The organism is Xanthomonas sp. SHU 308 (assembly GCF_000364645.1).
Classification (GTDB): domain Bacteria; phylum Pseudomonadota; class Gammaproteobacteria; order Xanthomonadales; family Xanthomonadaceae; genus Xanthomonas_A; species Xanthomonas_A sontii.
This window is the reverse complement of the sequence record NZ_AQOK01000880.1, coordinates 1-3181: the sequence shown is the minus strand read 5'-3', so window position 1 is coordinate 3181 and position 3181 is coordinate 1. Positions and strand designations below refer to the sequence as shown.

The 3181-nt window shown below is 68.9% G+C and carries 4 protein-coding genes and 1 tRNA gene; 3 read left to right on the top strand and 2 right to left on the bottom strand.

Annotated features, from left to right (window positions below):
- Window positions 1–133: 133 nt before the first annotated feature.
- Both D588_RS0122710 and D588_RS0122705 read left to right on the top strand, forming a co-directional pair.
- Window positions 134–655: a chemotaxis protein CheW gene (locus tag D588_RS0122710; RefSeq protein WP_017907720.1), complete on the top strand. Its 522-nt coding sequence runs from the start codon at window positions 134–136 to the stop codon at window positions 653–655.
- Window positions 656–739: 84 nt separating this feature from the next.
- Complete coding sequence (locus D588_RS0122705) at window positions 740–922, top strand: hypothetical protein (protein ID WP_017917625.1); 183 nt, start codon at window positions 740–742, stop codon at window positions 920–922.
- A 193-nt stretch (window positions 923–1115) separates the two neighbouring features.
- On the opposite strand, the gene D588_RS0122700 is transcribed toward D588_RS0122705, so the two are convergent.
- Window positions 1116–1191, bottom strand: a tRNA-Ala gene (locus D588_RS0122700).
- A gap of 232 nt (window positions 1192–1423) precedes the next feature.
- On the opposite strand from D588_RS0122700, the gene D588_RS0122695 reads away from it, so the two are divergent.
- Window positions 1424–1828 carry an H-NS family nucleoid-associated regulatory protein gene (locus D588_RS0122695; RefSeq protein ID WP_017917624.1) on the top strand — a complete coding sequence of 135 codons (405 nt, stop codon included), beginning with the start codon at window positions 1424–1426 and terminating at the stop codon, window positions 1826–1828.
- Between the two features lie 102 nt (window positions 1829–1930).
- On the opposite strand, the gene rnd is transcribed toward D588_RS0122695, so the two are convergent.
- Entirely contained in the window at window positions 1931–3016 is a 1086-nt protein-coding gene (gene rnd, locus D588_RS0122690; protein ID WP_017917623.1) for a ribonuclease D, read from the bottom strand.
- Window positions 3017–3181 lie beyond the last annotated feature (165 nt).

Below are 3181 nucleotides of genomic sequence, written 5' to 3'. Positions count from 1 at the left end.
CGAGGCCGGCCGCCACCCGGCCGCTGCGCAACGCCGGCAAGGCCCTGCGCCCGCGTGCGCGCCCGGTGCCGGCCTACGCGCTGGCGGATGCGCCGGACGAAGGCCAGTTCGTCAACTTCTGAGGGGGAAGAACATGCACAACGATCGCTACGAGAGCGCGGCCGAGCACGCGCCGCAGGGTGGCTGGCAGTTCCTGACCTTTCAGCTGGACCGCGAACTGTTCGGGCTCAACATCGCCGGCATCCACGAGATCATCGAGTACCGTCCGCCCACCCCGGTGCCGACCATGCCGGCCTGCGTGCGCGGGGTGATCAACCTGCGCGGCGCGGTGGTGCCGGTGGTGGACCTGCAGTCGCGGCTTGGCCGCGGGCCCAGCGAGGTCACCCGGCGCAGCTGCATCGTCATCGCCAGCGCCGCCACCGACGAGGGCGGCGGCGCGCAGTCCTTCGGCCTGCTGGTGGATGCGGTCAACGAGGTCCTGGAACTGCCGCCGCAGCAGATCGAGGCGCCGCCGGCCTTCGGCAGCGATATCCGCCGCGACCTGCTGCAGGGCATGGGCAAGCTGGAGGATCGGCTGGTGATCCTGCTGGACCGCGCGCGGCTGCTGCGCAGCGACGACATCGCCGAGGCCGGCGCACCGGCGCTGGCGGCGTGACGTCAGGTAGGCCGTGATCCATGCATCACGGCGGCCTCGCTAGGGTGGCGGCGAACGGGCATCCGCCCCAGCGAGGTGCAGACCATGGCAAAAGACGAGACCACCCAGTCCGGCAAGCAGCAGGGCATCCACGAGGGCCGGCAGGACCGTGCCCAGGACGACACCGCCAAGCAGCGGCCGGGCCTGGAAGACCAGAAGCTGCGCGAGGCGCACGAGCGTGGCCCGCGTTCCGGCCAGGATGAGCCGGAGCAGGGCGGTCACGACTGAGCGATGCGGCGGGAAGGAGCGGAGTGCATCCCGCTTCCCGTTCCGTCAGGACGACGGCCAAGGACTGCCTGACGCGCCAGTGGACGGCGCACCCCGCGCGATCGAGCGCGGCCAGGCTCAAGATCGGCCAACAAAAAAGGCCAGAGAGCCTGGTGGCTGTCTGACCTCGTTTGCACCGTCGAAGACGGCAAGATGGTGGAGCGGAAGGGGATCGAACCCTCGACCTTCGCATTGCGAACGCGACGCTCTCCCAGCTGAGCTACCGCCCCACATCAGACGCGTAGTGTAACTGGGCACGGGGCCGCGTGCCAAGGGGGCAGTGCAACATCGGCGGCGCCGGGGCAGGGGACCGGTCGGGCCGGAAAACGTGTTCGCCTTTTGTCTACAGCGCGCGCATGGAGTCGATATACTCGACGGCCGAAATCCCCCGCGGTGATTTCGTTCCGGACGAAATATACCGTCCGCCTCATACCTTTTTACCTAAAGACAGGTCTTTTACACATGACGGAAGTTCGCAACTTGCAACAGATCGCCGAAGCCAAGGCCAAGCTGCAGGAAGAAATGCGCAAGCTGGAAGAGCAGGAGCGGCAGGCGCGCGAGGGCGAAACCAATGCGGCGCACGCCAATGTGCTGTCGCTGCTGGAGCAGTTCGCCGAGTTCTTCAGCGCCAAGCAGCGCAACGAGATCGCCGCCTACGTGACCAGCGCGGCGTCCAAGCCGGCCAGCAGCAAGTCCGCCGGCGGCCGCAGCGAGGTCAAGCCGAAGTACCAGTTGCCGCACACCGGCGAAACCTGGTCCGGCCGCGGTCGCACGCCGAAGGCGTTCGCCGCCTGGGAAGGCACCGCCGCCTACAACGAATGGAAGGCGCGCCACCCGGATCTGAAGTTCCCGCTCTTCAAGTACTGAGCGAACGAAAAAGGCCAGGAATTCCTGGCCTTTTTTATGCCCGATCGTTGACCCGATCGCGCTGCGCGGACGGGGCGGCGCGATCGGCCCGGCCGCGCCCGCTCAGCGTGTGGCCGCCAGCAGCGGCTGCAGCCGCGGTTCCAGTTCGCGCCGGCGCCAGCCCGCCAGCGGTGCCGGCCATTGCGCGCTTTCCAGCAGGGCTTCCAGGTGCTTGCGCGAGGCGAGCAGGCCGTCGGGCAGGCCGAGTTCGGCGCTGCGCGCGGCCACCGCGTCCTGCAGCCGCTTCAGCGCGGCCTTGTTGTCGTCGCTGGCGGCCAGCGCCTGCGGGGCGTCGGTTTCGTCGGCCAGTGGGGTGGTCAGCGCCTGCCACACCGCATCGCTGAGCTTGCGCGGCGCCTTGGGGTGTTTGTCGAACAGCGCCAGCATGGCCGGTTGGTCCTGCGGCGGGAAGCGCGCCAGGGTGGCGGCCAGTTCGTTGTCCAGGATCCAGCTGCGCGGTTTGTCGTTGTGCCGCGCCTGCGCGTCGCGCCAGCGCAGCAGGCGCAGCAGGCGCAGTTGCGCGGGGCGGTCCATGAACTGCGCCGAGCGCATGCCCAGGTGCGGCCAGCGTTCGCCGTCCTCGTGCTCGACAGTGCCGAGCAGGCGTTCGCCGTCCTCGTGCAGCCAGTCGCCGCGCTCCAGGGTCTGCAACCGCGCCTGCAGGTTGTCGTGCAGCGCGAACAGATGGCGCACGTCGTCGGCGGCGTACTCCAGCTGCGCCGGCGACAGCGGGCGGCGCAGCCAGTCCGAGCGGGTCTCGCCCTTGGCCAGGTGCACGCCGGTGATCTCCAGCACCAGCTTCTGGTAGCCCATGCCGGCGCCGAGCCCGGCCAGGCCGGCGGCGATCTGGGTGTCGAACAGCGGCCGCGGCAGGGTGCCGCAGGCGCACTTGAAGGCGACCAGGTCTTCGCTGGCGCTGTGCATGATCTTGAGGATGTCCGGGTCGCTCAGCCACGGCGCCAGCGCCTGCGGCATGCCCGGGATCAGCGGGTCGATCAGCAGGATTTCATCGCCTACGGCCATCTGCACCAGCGCCAGTTGCGGCCAATAGGTGCGTTCGCGGACGAATTCGGTATCCAGGCCGATGCGGGCCGGTCGCTGCGCCAGCCGTTCGCTCAGCTCGGCAGGTTGCTTGATCCAGTAAGGCACGTGATTTCCGTTGACTGCAGGGTTTGCTCAGGCAGGCGAGAATAGCCTAACGTCGCTCCGCCGGCCGCACGGCGCGCCGGACGGGATGGCGTCGCAAGGTCCATGGTTCGGAGGAAAAGTGCGCAGCAGCGGCGTTGTGATGGTCTGGAGCATGCTTGCGGCAGC

What these genes read in the sequence shown, in the direction of transcription:
- D588_RS0122710 (WP_017907720.1), top strand. Translation starts at nt 134, where the DNA reads ATGCACAACGATCGCTACGAGAGCGCGGCCGAGCACGCGCCGCAGGGT.
- D588_RS0122705 (WP_017917625.1), top strand. Translation starts at nt 740, where the DNA reads ATGGCAAAAGACGAGACCACCCAGTCCGGCAAGCAGCAGGGCATCCAC.
- D588_RS0122695 (WP_017917624.1), top strand. Translation starts at nt 1,424, where the DNA reads ATGACGGAAGTTCGCAACTTGCAACAGATCGCCGAAGCCAAGGCCAAG.